Origin of the sequence: Microbacterium sp. NPDC090225, assembly GCF_044772365.1 — a bacterium.
GTDB lineage: Bacteria > Actinomycetota > Actinomycetes > Actinomycetales > Microbacteriaceae > Microbacterium.
Map to the genome: position 1 here is coordinate 1,017,083 of NZ_JBIVYS010000001.1, position 18,435 is coordinate 1,035,517.

Sequence of the window (18,435 nt, forward strand, 5' to 3'; positions counted from 1 at the left end):
AGGCCGGGCGCGCGGGCGCCGAGCCCGGCCTGTCGCGGCAGGGACTTCACAGGCGGCGCTCCTAGGCTGGAGGGGATGTTTCGCCTCCTCGGAATCCTGATCACCGTGCTGTTCGCCGCCGCCACGGCCGTCGTGGTGTGGCCGCAGTTCTTCCGGTTGGAGCAGACCTATCCCTTCGCGCAGGTCGTCGCGGCGCGCGGCGTCGTGCTGGGCATCTTCGTCGTGATCGCACTCCTCGCGCTGTTGCTCCTCCTCGCCCGGCCCCTGCGCGGCTTCGCCGCCTCGATCCTCATCGTCGCGCTGCTCGGAGCCGGAGCGACAGGCATCATCGGAGCGACGCGCGGATTCGGCACGACCGGTCTGCCCGACAAGACGGAGACGAGCGTCCGCGTTCTGACCTGGAACACCGCCGGGGAGGCGGTGTCGGCCGATCAGATCGCCGAGGAGATCCTCGGTCAGGGCGCCGATATCGTCGCCCTCCCCGAGACGACCGAGGCCGTGGGCGAGCGCATCGCGCTCATGCTGCGGGAGCAGGGGCATCCGATGTGGGTGCACCACGTGCAGTTCCGCCCCGACGTGCCCGACGGCCCGCAGTCCTGGCAGACGACCGTCCTGGTCTCCCCCGACCTCGGGGAGTACTCGGTCATCGAATCGTCGCAGGACGGCACGAGCAACACCGGCTCGGTGCCCAGCGTCGTGCTGATGCCGGTCGATGGGAGCGGGCCGACGGTCGTGGCGGTGCACGCCGTGGCGCCCCGCGTGGAGGAGATGCAGCAGTGGCAGTCCGATCTCCAGTGGATCGCCGACCAGTGCCCCGCGGGCGATTTCATCCTCGCGGGCGACTTCAACGCGACGATCGACCACATGGCCGGTCTCGGCATCGAGGGCGGTGACATCGGGTACTGCCGCGATGTCGCTTCGCGCACCGGCAACGGAGTCGTCGGAACCTGGCCCAGCTCGCTGCCCCCGTTGGCGGGCGCGCCGATCGATCATGTGATGGCCTCGCAGAACTGGACGCCCACCGGTTCGGTCGTGCTCGACGACGCCGGCGGCAGCGATCACCGTGCCCTCGTGGTGCAGCTCGAGCCCGCCGGCTGAGAGGCGGCGTGCATCCCCGAGTGAGAGACTTGAGGGATGAGCACCGCAGCAGAACGCGACACGATCGCCGAACCCGACGTCGAGAACAGCAACACGAATCGCAAGCAGCCGTTCCCGCAGGGCTTCCTCGACACCATCTCGACCGGGTGGGCCGAGCGTCCCGAGACGCTTCCCGGCGCGCGCGAGCAGGCACCCTACGCCGCCGTGCGCCGCGCCGCGCTCTCGGCCGCGTTCCCCGGTAAGCGCCTCGTCATCCCGGCGGGCTCCCTCAAGCAGCGCAGCAACGACACCGACTACGTGTTCCGTGCGCACTCCGCCTTCGCGCACCTCACCGGCTGGGCATCCGACACCGAGCCCGACTCGGTGCTCGTCTTCGACCCGACCGACGACGGTCACGACGTGACCCTGTACTTCCGCGAGCGTGCCGACCGCACCACGACCGAGTTCTACGCCGACGCCACCGTCGGAGAGTTCTGGATCGGACCGCGCCCCTCGCTGGCCGGTGTCGCCGCCGACCTCGCCCTCGCCACCGCGCACCTGGCCGAGTTCGCGCCGGCCGAGGGCGAGCTGGTGCTCGATGAGGACGAGGCGCTGACCCGTGCGGTCTCCGAGCTGCGCCTCATCAAGGACGACTTCGAGATCGCCGAGATGCGACGTGCGGTCGAGATCACCGCCGCCGGCTTCGACGACATCATCCGCGAGCTCCCCTCCGCCGTGGCGCACGCGCGCGGCGAGCGCGTCGTCGAGGGCGTGTTCCACCGCCGGGCGCGCGAGGACGGCAACGGGGAGGGATACGACACCATCGCCGCCTCCGGGCCCCACGCCTGCTACCTGCACTGGACCCGCAACGACGGCGCCGTGGTGCCCGGCGATCTGATCCTCGTCGACGCCGGTGTCGAGGCCGACAGCCTCTACACCGCCGACATCACCCGCACGCTGCCCGTCTCCGGCACGTTCACCGATGTGCAGCGCCGTGTCTACGAAGCCGTGCGCGAAGCGGCCGACGTCGCCTTCGCCGCCGCGAAGGTCGGGGTGCGCTTCCGCGACATCCACGCCGCGGCCATGACCGTGATCGCCGCTCGCGTCGCGGAGTGGGGTCTGCTCCCCGTCACGGCCGAGGAGGCCCTCGACGCCGACGCCGGCGGCCAGCACCGCCGCTACATGGTGCACGGCACCTCGCACCACCTCGGCATCGACGTGCACGACTGCGCCCAGGCCCGCCGCGAGATGTACTACGACGGCATCGTCGCCCCGGGCATGGTGTTCACGATCGAGCCCGGCCTGTACTTCCAGATCGACGATCTCACCGTCCCCGCCGAGCTCCGCGGGATCGGCGTGCGCATCGAGGACGACATCCTCATGACCGAGGACGGCCCCGTCAACCTCTCGGCCGGCATCCCCCGCACGGCCGACGAGATCGAGGCCTGGATCGCCCGCGTCCAGAGCTGATCTCTCGGGAGTCAGATCCGGGCGGCGAAGTCCACGAGGAGGGGCGCGAGCCCGGCACCGATATCGGATGCCGGACGCTTGCGCCCCTTCACCTCGAAGCTGTGACCTCCGCCGTCGATCCAGGCGACGCGCGCATCCCGGCAGGTCTCGACGACCTCCTCGAACTGCGTGAGCGGCTGGATGAACGGGTCGTTCGAGCCCTCGATGAACAGCTGGGGCACGGCGATCGCCGGCAGATGCTCGGCGCGCAGCTTCTCGGGGGCGCCCGGCGGGTGCAACGGATAGCCGAGATAGACGAGAGCGTCGACGTCGAGTCCCTCGGCCACGGCCATCGAGGCCATCCGGCCGCCGTACGACTTGCCGGCCGCGATGATCCGCGCCGTCGGGTCGAGCTCCCGCTCCGCGGCGACGGCGGCGCGCCACGTCGCGATCGCGTGCGCGGCGGGGCCCGGCATCCGCCGTCCCTGCTCCACGTAGGGGAAGTTGAACCGAGCGGTCGAGAACCCGGCCTCCGTCAACGCCGCGGCGAGCCCGGTGAGGAACGGGTGGTCCATTCCGGCGCCCGCACCGTGCGCGATCAGGATCGTCGTACGACCCTCGCCCGGGGTGCGCTCGACCGAGACCTGCGTGCCACCTGCGGGCAGGGCGACCTCGAACGACGAGCGTCCGGATGCGAGCATCAGGCGGGCTCGGGCGTACCTGCAGCGGGAGCGTCGCCCTCGCCCGGCTTCGCGGGCTTGCCCTGCTCCGTGTCGCCGGGCTCGGCGCCCTCGGGCGCGGTCGGCGCGTCTGCTCCGGGAGCGACCGGAGCGGCGGGCCGCGGCGGGATCACCGGTTCGCCGGAGGGCACGGGCGCCTGGCCCTGGCTCCCCGGCGTGATCCGCTCGCCGTAGCGCGGGGGCTCGTCGAGATCGACCGGCGGGCGCACGGGCGCCTGGCGGGCGGTCCCCAGCGCCTGACGAGCCTTCGCCAGCGACGCCGGCAGCACCGTGACCTCGTAGTGGTCGGCCGCCAGCTGCGTCACACTCGCGAAGTCGCGACGACGGCGGACGATCGCGAACGTCACGAGGCTGAGGATCATGCCGATCGCCACGCCGATGAGCACGAAGCCCAGGAAGAGCTGGATCGGGACCTCGGGGTTGCCGATCACCAGGATCGCCGAGAGGAAGAGCCCGATGAGCACGCCGTTCACCGCGCCGGAACGCGCGGCCGTCGCGTAGCCGAGGCGACCGGTGATCCGCTCGACCGTGCGGACGCCCTGGCCCACGATCGCGATGTCACGGGCGGGGATCTCGGCGGCGATCAGCGTCGACACGGTCTTCTGCGCGGTCGCGTAGTCGCGGGTCGACGCGACCATCTCTCCGGTGTCGGCGCTGTTCACGGGTCGATTGAGCATGCTCATCCGCCCATTGTCCCACGCCGCGATGCGCGCGTCCTCGGAGCGTCGATCCGCGGGACGCCGGGGGCCGCGCGGACTACGCTGGACGAGTGAGCACACAACGGGTATTCGCCGCGCGCCTGGCAGGCTGCGCCGTCTTCGACCCCGTGGGCGACCGGCTCGGCAAGGTCCGAGACGTCGTCATCGTGTACCGAAGTACCGCGGCCCCCCGCGTGATCGGACTCGTGGTCGAGATCCCGGGCCGTCGCCACGTCTTCCTGTCGATCGGTCGGGTCACCTCGATCCGCTCCGGCCAGGTCATCAGCACCGGCCTCATCAACGTGCGGCGCTTCTCGCCGCGCGCCGGCGAGGTGCGCGTCCTCGCGGAGATGCTCGGGCGCCGCGTCAGCTTCGCCGATGGCAGCGGCACGGCCGTCATCGAAGACGTCGCCATCGAGCCGAACCGACTCGGCGAGTGGGCCGTCAGCCAGCTGTTCCTCCGGAAGCCGAAGACCAGCGCCTCACCGTTCGCGAAGGGGTCGACCACGTTCGCCGCCTGGAGCGAGGTCACCGAGCAGCGCGCACCCGGGGAGTCGCAGTCCGCCGAGCAACTGGTCGCGTCGTACTCCGAGCTGCACGCGGCCGACCTCGCCAACACCCTCCTCGATCTGCCGCAGCAGCGCATGATCGAGGTCGCCGAAGAGCTGTCCGACGACCGCCTCGCCGACGCCATGGAGGAGATGCCCGAGGACGAGCAGGTGCACATCCTCGACCGGCTCGGCGACGAGCGCGCCGCCGACATCCTCGACCAGATGGAACCGGACGACGCGGCCGATCTGCTCGCCCAGCTCCCCCCGAACCGCCTGGAGCACCTCCTCGAGCTCATGGAGCCGGAGGAGGCCGAGGACGTGCGCATGCTGCTGCGCTACGGCCCCGACACCGCCGGCGGACTCATGACGCCCGAGCCCATCGTGCTCTCCGCCGACGCGACCGTCGCCGAAGCGCTCGCACTGATCCGGCGGCATGAGCTTCACCCCGCCCTCGCGGCCGCGGTGTTCGTGACCCTTCCCCCGTTCGAGACGCCGACGGGCCGCCTGCTCGGTGTCGTGCATTTCCAGCGGATGCTGCGCTACCCGCCCCACGAGCGCCTCGGCGCGATCGTCGATGACAGCCTCGAGCCGGTGTCGGCCACGGCCTCCGCCGCCGAGGTCGCCCGCCTGCTCGCCAGCTACGACCTCGTCTCACTGCCCGTCGTGGATGCCGCGCACCGGCTCGTCGGCGCGATCAGCGTCGACGACGTGCTCGACTACCTGCTGCCCGACGACTGGCGCACGCACGACGTCGACGAGGTGTCGGACGACACGACCACGGAGGTGCGCTGATGGCCCGCTCCCCCCGCCTCGACGCCCCGCTCGGGCGCGGCACGACGCGTCAGCGTCCGACCTCGCGCGACCGGTTCGGACGGTTCACCGAGTGGGTCGCCCGCGCGATGGGCACCCCGGCGTTCCTGCTGATCCTCAGCCTGTTCTGCATCCTGTGGATCGTGTGGAACACGATGTCACCCACGAGCCTCCGGTTCGACGACGCCGCCCTCGGATTCACCGCTCTGACGCTCGTGCTCTCCCTGCAGGCCTCGTACGCGGCGCCGCTGATCCTGCTCGCGCAGAACCGGCAGGACGACCGCGACCGGGTGCAGATCGAGCAGGACCGCCAGCGCGCCGAGCGGAACCTCGCCGACACCGAGTACCTCGCCCGCGAGATCGTGGCCCTGCGCATGGCGCTCGAGGAGCGCAACGCCCACGTCGTCACGCGTGACGTGCTGCGACAGGAGCTCAAGGCGCTGCTCGCCGACCTCGGCGAGCACGACGCGGAGCCCGAGGCGTCGGCGCCCGCTCCCGCACCGACCACGGGGCCGGTGGCGACGAGACCTCCGCGTCGTCCGCGCGCATGACCTCCGCCGATGACGTACGTCGTGCGGTCGCCGCGGTCTCGGATCCGGAACTCCGGCGTCCGATCGGCGACCTCGACATGGTGCGCGACATCGTCGTGGAGGGCGGTAGCGCCCGGGTCGGGATCGTCCTGACGATCGTCGGGTGCCCCGCCGCGACGAAGATCGAGTCCGACGTGCGCCGTGCCGCGGCATCCGTTCCCGGCATCGACGCCGTCGACGTCGAGGTCGGGGTGATGACTCCTGAAGAGCGCAAGCGCTTGACCGAGAAGCTGCGCGACGGCCGGGCGCCCCGGCAGATGCCCTTCGGCCCGGACTCGTTGACCCGCGTGATCCTGGTCTCGAGCGGCAAGGGCGGGGTCGGCAAGTCGACCGTCACCGCGAACCTCGCCGTCGCCCTCGCAGACCTCGGCCTCGCGGTCGGTCTCGTCGATGCGGACGTGCACGGGTTCTCGATCCCCGGGTTGCTGGGCATCCCCGTGGGCACGCAGCCGACCCGCATCGACGACCTCATGCTGCCGCCGGTCGCGTACGGTGTGAAAACCATCTCGATCGGCATGTTCCTGCGCGAGGGCGAGGGCGTCGTCGCTTGGCGGGGGCCGATGCTCCACCGCACCGTGTCGCAGTTCCTCACCGACGTGCACTTCGGTGACCTCGACATCCTGCTGATCGACATGCCTCCGGGCACCGGAGACATCGCCATCTCGATCGGACAGCTGCTGCCCCACGCCGAGGTGCTCGTGGTGACGACCCCGCAGGCGGCCGCCGCCGAAGTCGCGATCCGCAGCGGACTCGTCGCCCGCCAGACCGGTCAGCGCGTGATCGGGGTGGTCGAGAATATGGCGGGTCTCACCCTTCCCGACGGCACCGTGGTCGATCTGTTCGGTACGGGCGGTGGGGCGGCCGTCGCCGAAGCGCTGTCCTCCGACGGTGCCGACGTCGCGCTCCTGGCGTCGATCCCGCTCAGCCCCGCGCTGCGCGCCGGCGGCGACGTGGGCTCGCCGGTGGTGCTGGATGCCGAACCGGATGCCGCAGCGACGGCCATCCGCTCGCTCGCGCGCTCGCTCGCAGGACAGGGACGCGGTCTCGCAGGCCGACCCCTCCCGATGTCGCTGAGCTGAGGCCTGCCGCCGGGCGGCGGCAGGTGGTCAGGTGGCTTCGAGATCGAAGGGCGGCAACTCGCCGGGAGTGAACCTCTGCGGCGGCGTGCGCGGCTCGGGCTCGGCGATCACGGCTGCTGCCATCGGGTGCGTCGGAGGAGTCGGCTCCTCGAGCAGCGCGTCGCGGATGATGCGGCGGGGGTCGTACTGACGGGGATCGAGCTTGCGCCAATCGACGTCGTCGATCTCGGGCCCCATCTCATCGCGCACGCGGGTGCGCGTATCGCGCAGGTACTCGCCCACCCGGCGCACGACCTTGGCGAAGCCCTCTGCCATGCGCGGAAGACGTTCGGGACCCACGATGAGCACCGCGATGAGACCGATCAGCAATAGCTTCTCGAAGGTCAACCCGAACTGCATCTCTCCAGGCTACCGCCGCGCCTGCGCTCCGCGTGCGCACCGAGCCCATACGCTGGGAGGAGTCACAGCGTGGACGGGAGGATCAGGTCATGAGCGAACACGACGCGAACGCACGTTTCATCCGTGAGTCCCTCAGGGAACCCGATGCGATCGCCCGCGCCCGTGCGCACGGTGTCGAGCTCGGAGCGGCGCCGATCAGCACCGCCGTCGGCTCGCAGATCGCCGTGCTCGCCGCCGCGACCGCCGCCCGCTCGATCGTCGAGATCGGCACCGGTGCCGGAGTCTCCGGACTCTGGCTGCTGCGCGGCGCGCCGCAGGCCGTACTCACCTCGATCGACAACGAGCCCGAGCACCTCGCCGCGGCCCGCCAGTCGTTCTCCGACGCGAAGATCCCGGCCACCCGCGCCCGCTTCATCACGGGGCGCGCCGCCGATGTGCTCCCCCGCATGAACGAGGACGCCTACGACATCGTTCTCGTCGACGCCGATCCCGAGAACGTCATCGACTACGTCGAGCACGGACTGCGCCTCGTCCGTCGCGGCGGAATCGTGCTCGTCCCCCGCGTTCTCGCCGGCGGCCGCGTGGCCGACCCGGTCGCCCGCGACGAGGTCACCACGGGCTACCGCTCGCTGATCCAGGAGACCCAGGAGTCGTCGGCGGTGCTGGCGACCGTGTCATCCGCCGGTGAGGGCCTGCTGCAGTTGATCAGCGTCGCCGAGCGCGACTGACGCTCCCCGACAGACGAAGGAGGCGGCGGATCAGATGATCCGCCGCCTCCTTCGGTTGATCCGTCGAGACGGATCGGGGTGACTCAGGCCGGCGCCACGACGGCTGCCAGCACGTCGTGAAGCTCCTTGGCCTCGGCGTCGTTCACGGAGACGACCAGACGGCCTCCTCCTTCGAGCGGAACGCGCACGATGATGAGTCGTCCTTCTTTCACGGCCTCCATGGGGCCGTCCCCGGTCCTCGGCTTCATCGCTGCCATCGCGGCTTCCTTTCCTCGGTGGTATGGGAAGAGTTTATCGGTGTCGCCGCGACCTGAGCGTCACCTGTGAAGAAATGCATCGATTCTTCATGTTCACGGCACCTGCCAGAACGTGTTCCCGAGCGCGTAGACGAAGAAGATCCACACGCCCTGACCCACGAGGCACAGCGCCAACACGCTCAACCGCCAGATCCGTGAGCGCGGTACCGCCACCGCTCCCCAGAGCGGACTGATGGGCAGGAGCAGCCGGAAGGTGCTCGACTGCGGGAAGAACACGGCCAGCAGATACAGCAGATAACTCGCACTCCAGAGCCGCAGATCGAGCCCGAGCGCCCGCACCTGCGGCGAGCGCAGGAGCGCGAGCCCGGTCGCGACGACGATCACCACGAGTCCGATCGGCCCCCACCACGCGGGGATGCCCCACTGCGCGAACCAGAACTGCGACGCCTGGATCCAGCCCTCGAAGGGTACGAACCCGGCCACGCCCCCGCTGATCCAGTGCTGCCGCCAGGCGAGCTCGGTGGCGAGGTACGCCCCCGTGTCGCCCGTGACGAGACCGGCGATCACCTGCCACGAGAACCCGGCGACGGTCGCCAGCGCCGCCGTGGAGACGATGTGCACGATCTCGACGGTCGTCAGCGGTTCGCGGCGGCGGTTCACCCATCGGGCGATGCCGTGCAAGCCCAGCAGCAGCGCGAAGGCGAGGATGCCGGGGCGGGTGAACGCCATGATCGGCAGCAGGACGTAGAGCCAGACGTATCGGCGCCGGATCACCGCATCCAACGCGAGGAAGAGCAGGAGCAGGAACAGCGTCTCGGCGTATCCCACCTGGAACATCGCCGCGAGCGGTCCCGCCGCGAAGAACACCACCGCCCACAGCGCCGCGGAGGATCCGATCCGATCGCGCAGTAGCCGATGCAGGGCGAGGCAGGCGAGGTATCCGGCCACGAACGAGAGCAGGAACGCCCCGACCCCCCACGAACCGAAGAGGAACCCGAGCGCCTTCGCCGCGTAGGCGAAGACCGGCATGAAGGCCCACTGGTTCTCGACGACGGTGCCCGCATCCGTCAGCTCGAGCGTCGATGGGTAGCCGCTCTCCGCGACCAGCCAGTACCACTGCGCATCCCAGCCCAGCACGAAGTCGGCCAGACCGGCATCCGCTCCGAAGCGCGACAGCGAGGTCGAGGCGGATGCCGCGAACAGCAGGAAGCCCGTCGTGACGAGCCGGGCGAGCAGATAGATGACGGCGATGCGCAGCGGGAGCGGCATCTGCGCCCACCGACGCGCGGCGCTCAGTGCGAGCTGAGCCACGCCCGCAGTCCCCGCTCGACGGCGTCGATCTGCGCGACGGGGACGCGCTCCTCGTCGTGGTGGGCGAGATGGGGATCACCGGGGCCGTAGTTGACCGCGGGGATGCCGAGCGCCGAGAACCGGGCGACATCGGTCCAGCCGTACTTGGGCCGCGGCTCCGCACCGACGGCGGCCACGAACTGCTGCGCGATCGGCGCATCGAGGCCGGGACGTGCACCCTCCGCCGAATCCGTGACCTCGAGGTCGAAGCCGGCGAGCACGCTGCGCACGTGCGCCTCGGCATCCGCCGCCGACTTGCTCGGGGCGAACCGGTAGTTGATCTCGACCTCGCAGGCATCGGGGATGACGTTGCCGGCGACGCCGCCGCTGATACGCACGGCGCTGAGGCTCTCGCGATACAGAAGGCCCTCGACCAGCACCTCGCGCGCCCGGTACTCTCCCAGGCGGGTGAGGATGGGAGCCGCGCGGTGGATCGCGTTCTCGCCGATCCAGGCGCGTGCGCTGTGCGCGCGGACGCCGCTCGTGCGCACGATCGCGCGCATGGTGCCGTTGCATCCGCCTTCGACCTCGCCGTCGGACGGCTCTCCGAGGATCGCGAAGTCGGCGACGAACAGATCGGGACGCACGGCGGCGAGCAGACCGAGTCCGTTCTTGGAGGCCTCGACCTCCTCGTTGTCGTACCACATCCAGGTGATGTCGATGACGGGGTCGGTGAGCTCGGCGGCGAGCTTGAGCTGCACGGCCGTGCCTGCCTTCATGTCGACCGTGCCGCGGCCCCAGAGGTACGCCTCGCCGTCGACGTCGATCAGACGCGTGGGCAGATTGTCGTTGATCGGGACGGTGTCGATGTGACCCGCGATCGCCACGCGCTGAGCGCGACCGAGATCGGTGCGGGCGACGATCGTGTTGCCGTGCCGGATCACCTCGAGGTGATCGAGCGGCGCGAGCGCCTGCTCGATCGCATCGGCCAGGGTCTTCTCGTCTCCGGAGACGCTCGCGATGTCGCAGATCGCGCGCGTGAGGTCGAGAGAGGATGCGGTCAGATCGAGCACCATGCCCCCAGCCTATGACCTCGACGCACTGGAACCGCACGGTGGTCATACGGGCCGGGGCGTATCGTGGGAGCCGGTACCGTGGAGGCATGACTGATGCGCGCACCGTGTGGGGAATCGGACTCACGACCATCGCCGGCGACGGCACGGTTCTCGACGCCTGGTTCGCCGCGCTCGGCACCGGCGCCCTGCCCTCGGATGCCGCGGCAGATCTCGACGGACTCACCGGCCCCGACGCGCGGCGCAACGTCACCGTCGAGCCCGTGCGGCTCGAGATCGACCTCGATGCCGCTCCGGCCTCGACCGCCGACGCCTACCTGCGCCTGCACGCGCTCTCGCACCTGCTCGTGCGCCCGAACGAGCTGAACCTCGACGGGATCTTCGGGCACCTGCCGAACGTCGCCTGGACGAACGCCGGGCCCGTGCTCCCCGCCGATGCCGCCCGCCTGCGTCCGCAGCTCCAGCGCGCGGGAATCCAGGTGCAGGGACTCGACAAGTTCCCCCGCCTGACCGACTACCTGCAGCCGCAGGGCGTGCGCATCGCCGACGCCTCGCGCGTGCGCCTCGGCGCCCACCTCGCGCCGGGGACCACCGTGATGCACGAGGGCTTCGTCAACTTCAACGCGGGCACCCTCGGGGCCTCGATGGTCGAGGGCCGCATCTCGCAGGGCGTCGTCGTGGGCGACGGCAGCGACATCGGCGGCGGCGCATCGATCATGGGAACTCTCTCGGGCGGGGGCTCGCACCGCGTCTCGATCGGGTCGCGCACGCTCCTGGGCGCGAACGCCGGTATCGGCATCTCGCTGGGCGACGACTGCGTGGTCGAGGCGGGCCTCTACGTCACCGCCGGCACCAAGATCGTGCTCGTCGACGGTCCTGTGACGGCCGAGGGCACCCGCACCAGCGTGAAGGGCGCCGAGCTGTCGGGGCAGAACGGACTGCTGTTCCGCCGCAACTCGATCAGCGGCGCGGTCGAGGCCGTGCGTCGCGCGGGCGTCGGCGTCACCCTCAACGAGGCGCTGCACGCCTGACGCGCGGTCATCCCCACCTGCGGCCGCCGAGGAGCGGGCGCTGATAGACTGTGTCCGTTGCCCGAGCACGAGCTCGCCAACGTCGTCGTCGTCACGGGGTCTCTGAGGACCGAAGCGAGTCACCCGGCTCCCACCACCAGCGATCTGCTGGCCTTTCGCACGGCGAACCGATGCGCACGCCCCCTGCGAGCGCCGTCGCCCACCTCAGCCCACTATCGTGCGTGTCTTCTCGCGTACGGACGGAGTCATCCATGCCTACTTTCCTCGAACTCGGCGTTCCCGCCGAACTCGCCGCCGTTCTCGCCGATTCCGGCAAGACCGAAGCCTTCGCGATCCAGCGCGACACCCTCCCCGACTCGCTCGCCGGCCGTGACCTGCTCGGTCGTGGACGCACCGGCAGCGGCAAGACCATCGCCTTCGCGCTCCCCCTCGTCGCCCGCCTCGCCGCGTCCGGCAAGCAGCGCCGCGCGGGTCTCCCCCGCGGCCTGGTGCTCGCCCCGACCCGCGAGCTCGCGACGCAGATCGCCGCGACCATCTCCCCCCTCGCCGAGGCCGCCGGCCTGCGTGTGACCACCGTCTTCGGCGGCGTCAGCCAGCGCCCGCAGGAGCAGGCGCTCCGCGGCGGCGTCGACATCGTCGTCGCGTGCCCCGGCCGCCTCGAAGACCTCATGAAGCAGCAGATCGTGCGACTCAGCGCAGTCGAGGTCGCCGTTCTGGACGAGGCCGACCACATGGCCGACCTCGGCTTCCTGCCCGGTGTCACGCGCATCCTCACCGCGACACCGGCCGGCGGCCAGCGTCTGCTCTTCAGCGCGACGCTCGACCGCGGTATCGATTCGCTCGCCCGCCGCTTCCTCTCGAACCCCGTCAGCCACGAGGTCGACGAGGAGAGCGTCCCCGTGGGCGAGATGACGCACCGCGTGCTCGTCGTCGACTCCACCGAGAACAAGACGACCCTCGTGCGCGAGCTCGCGTCCGGCACCGGTCGCCGCATCCTGTTCACCCGCACCAAGCACCAGGCGAAGAAGCTCGCCAAGCAGCTCACCGCAGCGGGCATCCCCGCCGTGGACCTGCACGGCAACCTGTCGCAGAACGCGCGTGAGCGCAACCTCGGCGCGTTCTCGTCCGATCCCGCCGACGGCGGCGTGCGCGTGCTGGTCGCGACCGATGTCGCGGCCCGTGGCGTGCACGTCGACAACGTCGACCTGGTCGTGCACGTCGACCCGCCCATGGAGCACAAGGCGTACCTGCACCGCTCGGGCCGCACCGCCCGCGCCGGTGCCGCCGGTACCGTCGTCACCGTCGTGCTTCCCGAGCAGCGCCGCGACGTCAAGGACCTGCTCCGCAAGGCCGCGATCGTCGCTCCTCTCGAAGACGTCACCGCCGGCGCCGTGACCGAGCTCGTCCCGGAGCGCGCACCGCACGTGCGCCCCGTCCCGGTGCAGGCCCCGCAGCGCCAGGCTTCCAAGCAGCGTCCCGCCGGTGGCGAGCGCAGCGGAGCGGCGAACCCGCCCGCACGCCGTCGTCGCCCCCGTTCCGGTGGCGGCCAGGGCCAGAGCCAGGGCGGCGGTTTCGCCCGCCAGGGCGGCCAGGGTCGCCAGGGCGGCCAGGGCGGTCAGTCCCGCCAGGGCGGCCGCGGTTCGCAGGGACGCTGACCCGCAGCATCCGCACGTCTACGACCCCGGGGTCCCGTTCCGCACGGAACGGATGACCTCGGGGTCTGTGCATCCGGCGACGAACCCTGCGAGGCGCCGCCGGATCTCGAAACCGAGGATCACCCCGCCGACGCGTTCGGCCACCGGCGCGAGCCAAGCCGGGCGGCACGAGAAGTTGTACTTCCACGTCGCGATCGTGCCCGAACCGTCGGCTGCGGCGACGAAGCGCCAGCCACCGCCCAGCTTCTCGAAAAACCAGGGGCCGGCCTCCATGACCATCCCCACGTTCGTGGGCGGAGCGTACGACACGTAGCGGCTCACCATCGACAGACCGAACCGCTGGCGCGTGAAGGTGCGCACGCCCTTCGCGGCGCTCTGCGCACCGTCGAGGAAATGCTGCTCACTGATGAAACCGTCCCAGCGCCGGCGCACCGCACCGGTCGTCTGCGACACCGCGAACGCCGTCGCCGGATCGACCGGGACGAAAGCCTCGGCGCTGACGACGGGCATCGGCGTGGTGTCAGCGGTTCGGGTAGGAGCGCTCCGGCGACCCGGTGTACAGCTGCTGGGGGCGCCCGATCTTGGTCTGCGGGTCGAGCTGCAGCTCTCGCCACTGCGCCAGCCAGCCCGGCAGACGGCCGATGGCGAACAGCACCGTGAACATGCGCGTGGGGAAGCCCATCGCCTTGTAGATCACGCCGGTGTAGAAATCGACGTTCGGGTAGAGGCGACGCTCGCGGAAGTAGTCATCGGCGAGAGCGATCTCCTCGAGCTCCTTCGCGAGGTCGAGGAGCGGGTCGGTGACGCCGAGGGAGGCGAGAACCTCGTCGGCTGCATCCTTGACGAGCTTGGCGCGCGGGTCGTAGTTCTTGTACACCCGGTGCCCGAAGCCCATCAGCTTCACGCCCTCTTCCTTGTTCTTCACCCGCTCGACGAAGCGCGAGACGCTCTGACCCGAGTCGCGGATCTGGCCGAGCATCGTGAGCACGGCCTCGTTCGCTCCGCCGTGCAGGGGCCCGGAGAGCGCCTGGATGCCGGCGGACACCGAGGCGAACTGGTTCGCACCGGTCGAGCCGACCAGGCGCACGGTCGAGGTCGATGCGTTCTGCTCGTGGTCCTCGTGCAGGATCAGCAGCAGCTCGAGGGCCTTCGACATGACCGGGTTGATCTCGTACGGCTCGGAGTTGACGCCGAAGTTGAGCTTCAGGAAGTTCTCGACGAAGCCGAGCGAGTTGTCGGGGTAGAGGAAGGCCTGGCCGACGCTCTTCTTGTGCGCGTACGCCGCGATCACCGGGAGCTTCGCGAGCATGCGGATCGTGTTGATCTCGACGTGCTCGGGGTTGTGCGGGTCGGTCTGGCCCTCGTAGTAGGTCGAGAGGGCGGCGACGGCCGACGACAGCACAGACATCGGGTGCGCCGTGTGCGGCAGGGCCGAGAAGAAGTGCTTGAGGTCTTCGTGGAGCAGCGTGTGGCGACGGATCTTCTCGTCGAACTCGGCCAGCTCGGTCTCCGACGGAAGCTCGCCGTAGATGAGCAGCCAGGCGACCTCGAGGTAGCTGGTGCGACCGGCGAGCTGCTCGATCGGGTAACCGCGATAGCGCAGGATGCCCTTGTCTCCGTCGATGAAGGTGATGTCGGACTTCGTCGACGCCGTGTTCACGAACCCGTAGTCGAGCCCGGTGTAGCCGGTCTGACGGGTCAGCGTCGAGAAGTCGATGCTGTTGTGGCCCGCCGTGCCCTGCAGCACGGGGAACTCGGCGGTCGTGTCACCGATCGTCAGCTTCGCCGTGGCCTGCTGGTCTGCCGCTGCACTCACGCGGACCTCCTTGGGGTTTCTGCCCGTAGTCTGTCTCGTCTCGCCCCGAGCAGATCGGTCATCCTTGGAACCTGATCTCATCGGAGCGGGCGATCGCACGGCGCACAGCGCCAGGTCGGGTCACGACCGAATCGCCTTTACAGCCTAGTAGGCCCGTGCGCCTACTGTCGCATCCGCCAAACGGATCGACGCTGAGAGGGGGAAACCTACAGATTCTCTACGATCCGGCGGCGAGAAGTCGTCGCGCGGCCTCGGCGATGCGGTCCGTCGGCGCCGTCAGCGCGAGACGCACGTGCGAGGCCGCCGCCGCTCCGTAGAACGGGCCGGGGCCCGCCAGGATGCCGAGGTCGGCGAGTCGGGCCATCGACTCCCAGGCGTCACGGCCCTCGGTCACCCAGAGGTAGAGACCTGCCTCGGAGCCGTCGAGACGGAAACCGGCGGCCTCCACCGCCGGGCGCAGCAGATCCCGTCGCTCGCGGTAGAGCTCCTTCTGGACGGCCACGTGCTCGTCGTCGCCCAGCGCCACCGCCATGGCGTGCTGCACGGGCTCGGGCGGCATGAGGCCCAGGTGCTTGCGCGCCGTCAGCAGGTCACCGACGATGCGCGCGCATCCGGCGACGAACGCGGCGCGGTAGCCCGCGAGGTTCGACTGCTTGCTCAGCGAGTAGACACTGAGCAGGTTGGCGCGCGATCCCCCGGTCACGCGGGGATCGAGGATCGACGGGATCGCCTCGGTAGCCCAGTCACCGTCCCAGCCGAGCTCGGCGTAGCACTCGTCGCTGGCGATGACGGCATCCAACTCACGTGCACGGCGCACGGCTGCGGCCAGCTCGGAGACCGTCCAGGTACGACCGTCGGGATTGCCCGGGGAGTTGATCCAGATCAGCTTTGTGCCCTCGGGCCAGTCCGCCGGATCATCGGCGGGAAGCGGTGTCGCTCCGACCACGCGCGCTCCGACGTCGTAGGTCGGGTAGGCGACCTCGGGGTGCACGACGATGTCGCCCTCCCCCAGACCGAGGAGGGTCGGTAGGAGCGCGACGAACTCCTTCGAGCCGATCGTGGGGAGCACGTTCGCGACCGTGAGGTCGTCGACGCCGCGCCGGCGGGCGTACCAGGAGACGATCGCCTCGCGCAGTGCCGGGGTGCCGACGGTCTGCGGGTAGGCGTGCGCGTCGGTCGCCTCGGCGAGAGCACGCCGGACGATCTCAGGAGTGGGGTCGACGGGCGAACCGACGGAGAGGTCGACGAGCCCGCCGGCGTGCGCCGACGCCCGCTCGCGGAAGGGGACGACGGCATCCCAGGGGTAGTCGGCGAGGTCGCGGACACTCACGGGCGCCGACCTACTCGCCCTGGGGCGGCAGGGCCGCGATGATCGGGTGGTCGTGCGCGATGACGCCGACCTTGGCCGCGCCTCCGGGCGAGCCGACCTCGTCGAAGAACTCGACGTTCGCCTTGTAGTAGTCCTGCCATTCATCGGGCAGGTCGTCCTCGTAGTAGATCGCCTCGACGGGGCACACGGGCTCGCAGGCGCCGCAGTCGACGCATTCGTCCGGGTGGATGTAGAGGGAGCGCTCGCCTTCGTAGATGCAGTCGACGGGGCATTCGTCGATGCAGGCTCGGTCCTTCACATCGACACACGGGAGGGCGATCACATACGTCACCCGTCCAGTCTACTTCTCCGCCTCCGTGGCGACGGGCACCGACCGGAACGACGGCCACGCGATGACGACGAGAACGATCGCGGCGATCAGGTACGTCCAGATCTGCCCCGCGAGCGTGTTCTCGACGACGACGGATCCGCCGGGTCCCCGGCCGGAGATCAGGAGGAGCATGCCCACCATCCCGAGGCCGGCCGCGACCGCGGAGCCGCGGTCATGGGTGAGCACGCGGATGGCGACGAGGATCGCGGCGCATGCGATCGCTCCGACGATCATGCCGGTCGGGATCGGGCCCCAGGTCTGGCTGTGCGCGATCGTGCCGGCGACACCGTAGACGCCGCCGACCAGGGCCGACGCGACCCACGACAGAACTCTCGACCACCGACTCACCCGCACCCTCCGATCCTACGCGCGGTCAGGCCGCGAGTTCGAACAGGCGCAGCAGAGCGGCGGTGAGCGCCGCCGCGAACACCACGACGAGGAACGACTGCCGCAGCCACAGCAGGCCTCCCGCGACGAGCAGCGCCGGCACGCGGGCGTCGACGACGATCGCCTGGCCGTCGCCGAGCGTCTGCACCGCGACGAGCGCGGCGAGCAGGGCGACGGTCAGCAGGTCGGAGATGCGCGCGGGCTTCGGCGCCTCGAGCACCTTCGGCGGCACGAGATACCCGACGGCCTTCAGCGACAGGCAGACGAGGGCAGCCAGCAGGATCGCGCTCCACAGGGTCATGAGGCCCCCTTCTCATCGGCATCCGCTCCGCCGACATCGGATGCCGGGCGCCCCAGCCAGTTGAACCACCCGACGATCACGGCGACGACGGCCGCGACGAGCACCGGCAACCCCGGGAGGAGGAAGGGCGTGAGCGCGGCGGCGACGACCGCGGCGGCGATCCCGACCGCGATCGCCTGGCGTCGCTGGAGGCGCGGCCACAGCAGTGCCAGGAAAGCGGCTGCCGCCGCGGCATCCAGGCCCCAATCCTTCGGATCGCCGAGCACGTTGCCGACGAGTGCGCCGATGAGGGTGGTGATGTTCCAGCCGACGAAGATCCCGATGCCGGTGACCCAGAACCCGACCCGACGCAGGCGGGGATCGCTCTGGGCGATCGCGACCGCGGTCGATTCGTCGATGGTGAAGTGGGCGGCGAGCGCACGGGTCGCGGGCCCTCCCCCGATGACCGGCGACATGCGCATGCCGTAGGCGACGTTGCGCACGCCGAGGAGCACCGCCGAGGCGATCGCCGAAGGGAGCGCCGCGAGACCGCCGGCGGCGAAGACGCCGACGAAGGCGAACTGCGAGCCTCCCGTGAACATGAGCAGGCTCAGAACGCAGGTCTGCCAGACGTCGAGCCCCGCCGCGACGGCGAGCGCGCCGAAGGAGATGCCGTACGCGCTCGTCGCCAGCACGACACCGAGGGCCTCGCGCCAGACCTCGCGTTCGGCGGTCACGACGCGATCCCCACAGAAATCGTTCGCTGCGATGAACACATGATCATCATTCTGAACAACCGACAACGGCTAGTCAAGCGAACGATCG

21 protein-coding genes are annotated in these 18,435 nt (G+C 70.4%); 8 read left to right on the top strand and 13 right to left on the bottom strand.

The annotated features are described in order from the left end of the window. The first annotated feature begins 75 nt into the window (after positions 1 to 75). Positions 76 to 1,098: an endonuclease/exonuclease/phosphatase family protein gene (locus tag ACIQTT_RS04960; protein ID WP_402786835.1), complete on the top strand. Its 1,023-nt coding sequence runs from the start codon at positions 76 to 78 to the stop codon at positions 1,096 to 1,098. Between the two features lie 36 nt (positions 1,099 to 1,134). Then, a complete protein-coding gene (locus ACIQTT_RS04965; protein WP_402786838.1) occupies positions 1,135 to 2,547 on the top strand; it encodes an aminopeptidase P family protein in 1,413 nt (470 codons plus the stop codon). Positions 2,548 to 2,558: 11 nt separating this feature from the next. On the opposite strand, the gene ACIQTT_RS04970 is transcribed toward ACIQTT_RS04965, so the two are convergent. Then, positions 2,559 to 3,227, bottom strand: a complete 669-nt coding sequence (locus ACIQTT_RS04970; protein WP_247955870.1) for an alpha/beta family hydrolase — start codon at positions 3,225 to 3,227, stop codon at positions 2,559 to 2,561. Further along, complete coding sequence (locus ACIQTT_RS04975; protein ID WP_402786841.1) at positions 3,227 to 3,949, bottom strand: general stress protein; 723 nt, start codon at positions 3,947 to 3,949, stop codon at positions 3,227 to 3,229. Before ACIQTT_RS04975 ends, ACIQTT_RS04970 begins: the two co-directional genes overlap by 1 nt. 86 nt (positions 3,950 to 4,035) lie before the next feature. Between ACIQTT_RS04975 and ACIQTT_RS04980 the strand changes: the two genes are divergently transcribed. Genes ACIQTT_RS04980 through ACIQTT_RS04990 form a run of 3 tightly spaced genes read left to right on the top strand, consistent with a single transcriptional unit; the run spans position 4,036 to position 6,994 of the window. Continuing rightward, positions 4,036 to 5,307 (top strand): magnesium transporter MgtE N-terminal domain-containing protein, encoded by a 1,272-nt coding sequence (locus tag ACIQTT_RS04980; protein ID WP_402786843.1) that lies wholly within the window; start codon positions 4,036 to 4,038, stop codon positions 5,305 to 5,307. Next, positions 5,307 to 5,876 (top strand): DUF1003 domain-containing protein, encoded by a 570-nt coding sequence (locus ACIQTT_RS04985; protein WP_402786845.1) that lies wholly within the window; start codon positions 5,307 to 5,309, stop codon positions 5,874 to 5,876. The genes ACIQTT_RS04980 and ACIQTT_RS04985 overlap by 1 nt, the downstream gene beginning before the upstream one ends. Continuing rightward, positions 5,873 to 6,994: an Mrp/NBP35 family ATP-binding protein gene (locus ACIQTT_RS04990; RefSeq protein WP_402786848.1), complete on the top strand. Its 1,122-nt coding sequence runs from the start codon at positions 5,873 to 5,875 to the stop codon at positions 6,992 to 6,994. The genes ACIQTT_RS04985 and ACIQTT_RS04990 overlap by 4 nt, the downstream gene beginning before the upstream one ends. A 27-nt stretch (positions 6,995 to 7,021) precedes the next feature. Here the strand turns inward: ACIQTT_RS04990 and ACIQTT_RS04995 are convergent, their stop codons facing one another. After that, on the bottom strand, positions 7,022 to 7,393 hold the full coding sequence (locus ACIQTT_RS04995) for a Sec-independent protein translocase TatB (protein WP_402786851.1): 372 nt from the start codon (positions 7,391 to 7,393) through the stop codon (positions 7,022 to 7,024). A gap of 89 nt (positions 7,394 to 7,482) precedes the next feature. Here ACIQTT_RS04995 and ACIQTT_RS05000 point away from each other — a divergent pair, with 89 nt between their 5' ends. Further along, complete coding sequence (locus tag ACIQTT_RS05000; RefSeq protein ID WP_402786854.1) at positions 7,483 to 8,121, top strand: O-methyltransferase; 639 nt, start codon at positions 7,483 to 7,485, stop codon at positions 8,119 to 8,121. An 83-nt stretch (positions 8,122 to 8,204) separates the two neighbouring features. Here ACIQTT_RS05000 and ACIQTT_RS05005 read toward each other — a convergent pair whose 3' ends face one another. The 3 genes from ACIQTT_RS05005 to dapE form a co-directional block, all read right to left on the bottom strand. Continuing rightward, positions 8,205 to 8,378, bottom strand: coding sequence for a DUF3117 domain-containing protein (locus tag ACIQTT_RS05005; protein WP_017203323.1), 174 nt, complete (start codon positions 8,376 to 8,378; stop codon positions 8,205 to 8,207). Positions 8,379 to 8,471: 93 nt separating this feature from the next. Continuing rightward, a complete protein-coding gene (locus tag ACIQTT_RS05010; RefSeq protein ID WP_402786857.1) occupies positions 8,472 to 9,689 on the bottom strand; it encodes a hypothetical protein in 1,218 nt (405 codons plus the stop codon). Beyond that, positions 9,671 to 10,744 (bottom strand): succinyl-diaminopimelate desuccinylase, encoded by a 1,074-nt coding sequence (gene dapE, locus ACIQTT_RS05015; RefSeq protein ID WP_402786860.1) that lies wholly within the window; start codon positions 10,742 to 10,744, stop codon positions 9,671 to 9,673. Before dapE ends, ACIQTT_RS05010 begins: the two co-directional genes overlap by 19 nt. A gap of 86 nt (positions 10,745 to 10,830) precedes the next feature. Here dapE and dapD point away from each other — a divergent pair, with 86 nt between their 5' ends. Together dapD and ACIQTT_RS05025 are read left to right on the top strand one after the other, a co-directional pair. Then, a complete protein-coding gene (gene dapD / locus ACIQTT_RS05020) occupies positions 10,831 to 11,772 on the top strand; it encodes a 2,3,4,5-tetrahydropyridine-2,6-dicarboxylate N-succinyltransferase (RefSeq protein ID WP_402786862.1) in 942 nt (313 codons plus the stop codon). A gap of 251 nt (positions 11,773 to 12,023) precedes the next feature. Then, on the top strand, positions 12,024 to 13,427 hold the full coding sequence (locus ACIQTT_RS05025; RefSeq protein ID WP_402786865.1) for a DEAD/DEAH box helicase: 1,404 nt from the start codon (positions 12,024 to 12,026) through the stop codon (positions 13,425 to 13,427). A gap of 18 nt (positions 13,428 to 13,445) precedes the next feature. Here the strand turns inward: ACIQTT_RS05025 and ACIQTT_RS05030 are convergent, their stop codons facing one another. The 7 genes from ACIQTT_RS05030 to ACIQTT_RS05060 all read right to left on the bottom strand — a co-directional run bounded on the left by ACIQTT_RS05030 (position 13,446) and on the right by ACIQTT_RS05060 (position 18,347). After that, complete coding sequence (locus ACIQTT_RS05030) at positions 13,446 to 13,937, bottom strand: SRPBCC family protein (protein WP_402786868.1); 492 nt, start codon at positions 13,935 to 13,937, stop codon at positions 13,446 to 13,448. A gap of 10 nt (positions 13,938 to 13,947) precedes the next feature. Continuing rightward, complete coding sequence (locus ACIQTT_RS05035) at positions 13,948 to 15,243, bottom strand: citrate synthase (RefSeq protein WP_402786870.1); 1,296 nt, start codon at positions 15,241 to 15,243, stop codon at positions 13,948 to 13,950. A 217-nt stretch (positions 15,244 to 15,460) separates the two neighbouring features. Beyond that, a complete protein-coding gene (gene dapC, locus ACIQTT_RS05040) occupies positions 15,461 to 16,573 on the bottom strand; it encodes a succinyldiaminopimelate transaminase (protein WP_402786872.1) in 1,113 nt (370 codons plus the stop codon). Between the two features lie 10 nt (positions 16,574 to 16,583). Next, positions 16,584 to 16,904 carry a ferredoxin gene (fdxA, locus tag ACIQTT_RS05045; protein ID WP_042542002.1) on the bottom strand — a complete coding sequence of 107 codons (321 nt, stop codon included), beginning with the start codon at positions 16,902 to 16,904 and terminating at the stop codon, positions 16,584 to 16,586. 9 nt (positions 16,905 to 16,913) lie between these two features. Further along, complete coding sequence (locus ACIQTT_RS05050) at positions 16,914 to 17,291, bottom strand: histidinol dehydrogenase (RefSeq protein ID WP_402786875.1); 378 nt, start codon at positions 17,289 to 17,291, stop codon at positions 16,914 to 16,916. 25 nt (positions 17,292 to 17,316) lie between these two features. Beyond that, positions 17,317 to 17,631: an AzlD domain-containing protein gene (locus ACIQTT_RS05055; protein ID WP_402786878.1), complete on the bottom strand. Its 315-nt coding sequence runs from the start codon at positions 17,629 to 17,631 to the stop codon at positions 17,317 to 17,319. Further along, positions 17,628 to 18,347 (bottom strand): AzlC family ABC transporter permease, encoded by a 720-nt coding sequence (locus tag ACIQTT_RS05060; RefSeq protein ID WP_402786881.1) that lies wholly within the window; start codon positions 18,345 to 18,347, stop codon positions 17,628 to 17,630. The genes ACIQTT_RS05055 and ACIQTT_RS05060 overlap by 4 nt, the downstream gene beginning before the upstream one ends. Positions 18,348 to 18,435: the final 88 nt, after the last annotated feature.